A 1,783-nucleotide genomic window follows, 5' to 3' on the forward strand; every position below is an offset into this window, starting at 1 on the left:
GGCCGGCGCCGCGGGCCGCGCGCTCGACGCGTTCGTGGTGCGCAAGGCACAGAAGTCGTACGGCATGGGCCGGCAGGTGGAGGGCCCGAGCGTGGACGGTCGCCGCGTCGTCGTGCTGGAGGACACCTCGACGACGGGCGGCTCCGCGCTGACCGCCGTCGAGGGCGTGCGCAACGCGGGCGGCGACGTCCAGGCCGTGGCTGTGATCGTGGACCGTGCGACCGGCGCCGCCGAGCGCGTGGCCGAGGAGGCGGACGTGCCGTACCTGTACGCGTTCGGCAAGGACGAGCTCGGCCTCGACTGAGCCTCGGACTGCCCCGCGCGCCGCCCGCCTAGAGCCAGTCCGCGCGCTTGAACAGCACGAACAGCGTGAGGGCCACCGCCAGCATGAGTCCCAGGGCGAACGGATAGCCGAACGTCCAGTGCAGCTCGGGCATGCCGTCGAAGTTCATGCCGTAGACCGAGCCCACCAGCTGCGGCGCGAAGATGATCGCCGCCCAGGACGAGATCTGCTTGACCTGCTCGTTCTGGGCGATCGACTGCTCGGACAGCCGCTTCGACGCCAGCGTCGAGTCCAGTTCGAGGGCGCTGTGGAGCATCTGGCGCATGGTCGTCACGCGCTCGTTGATCTGGACGGCGTGGTCGTGGACGTCACGCAGGCGGTGCAGGTTCTCCACCTCGAGGCGCGCCTGATCGCTGAGCTCCTCGTCCTCCCAGGCGTGGGCGTCGTCGCGCCGGGGTAGGCCGTCGGCGTCGAGGCGGCGGGTGTCCTCGTGCATGCGGGTGCGCACCTCCTCCTGGAGCTGCTCCACGATGGACGGCAGCGCGCGGATGGCGTGCTGGAAGTTCAGCACCTCGCGGGAGAGCTGGTAGATGCGCCGGGAGACGTGCCCGTCGCCGGCGAAGACCTGGCCCTCGATCTCCTCGATGTCCTGTTCGAGGCCATCGGCCACGGGGAAGTAGTCGTCCACGACCCGGTCCAGGATCTCCAGGGTGACCTGCCACGGCCCCATCGCGAGGCGCTCGCGGCCCTCCGTCTCCAGGAACCGACGCACGGCGGCCAGGTCCGGCTCCTCCGCGTGACGCACCGTCACCACGTAGTGCTCGCCGGTGAAGACGCTCAGCTCGCCGAACTCCACGGTCTCGGTGCGGTCGATGTAGCGGGCCGGGTGCAGGACCATGAACGAGTCCTCGCCGTAGCGGTCCAGCTTGGCGCGCTCGCCCCCGGTGAGGGCGTCCTCGACGGCGAGCGGGTGCAGGCGCAGCTCTTCCGCGACCGCTTGGAGCTCGGCCACGTCCGGGCGGTACAGGCCCAGCCAGGCCATGCCGCCGGTGCGCTCGCACGCCTCCCAGGTGTCCTCCAGGGTGGACGGGGTGTGGACGCGCCGCCCGTCCACATACACGGCGTTGTCGATGATGCTCACTAGGACATTCTCCCCGACGGCGGCCCCCGGCGTATTCCAGGATGCGCGCGCTACGGTGGCGCCATGAAGACTCCGCGCCATGCCCCGCCCGTCGTCCGTGACGGCAAGACCCTGCTCCCCGCCCACGCCGTCTCCACGGCCCCGGTCACTGCGTTCGGTCTGATCGGGGGCTACCTGACCGCCCGTGAGACCGGCATCCGCCCGCTCGGCGGCGTCGTGCTGGCCGCCGCCGGCCTGTACGCCGGCCGGACGTGGCTGGCCACGCGGGGGCCGGCCGTCGCCGGGGGTCTGGGCGCCCTGTACCTCGGCGGCTTCGGCGCCTCCCACCCGCTGGCCAAGAAGATCGGTGCGTGGCCGGC

The 1,783-nt window shown here is 71.8% G+C and carries 3 protein-coding genes; 2 read left to right on the forward strand and 1 reads right to left on the reverse strand.

Annotated features, from left to right (window positions below):
• Positions 1-304, forward strand: a 304-nt coding sequence (locus tag AB0N07_RS50595) for a phosphoribosyltransferase family protein (protein ID WP_365847707.1), incomplete at its 5' end; no start/stop codon positions are given.
• Between the two features lie 28 nt (positions 305-332).
• On the opposite strand, the gene AB0N07_RS50600 is transcribed toward AB0N07_RS50595, so the two are convergent.
• The gene (locus AB0N07_RS50600) at positions 333-1,424 is read right to left on the reverse strand and encodes a magnesium and cobalt transport protein CorA (protein ID WP_350745991.1); all 1,092 of its coding nucleotides are present in this window, start codon (positions 1,422-1,424) and stop codon (positions 333-335) included.
• 63 nt (positions 1,425-1,487) lie between these two features.
• Between AB0N07_RS50600 and AB0N07_RS50605 the strand changes: the two genes are divergently transcribed.
• Positions 1,488-1,783, forward strand: a 296-nt coding sequence (locus AB0N07_RS50605; protein WP_365847709.1) for a hypothetical protein, incomplete at its 3' end; no start/stop codon positions are given.

The organism is Streptomyces sp. NPDC051172, from assembly GCF_040682555.1.
Taxonomy (GTDB): domain Bacteria; phylum Actinomycetota; class Actinomycetes; order Streptomycetales; family Streptomycetaceae; genus Streptomyces.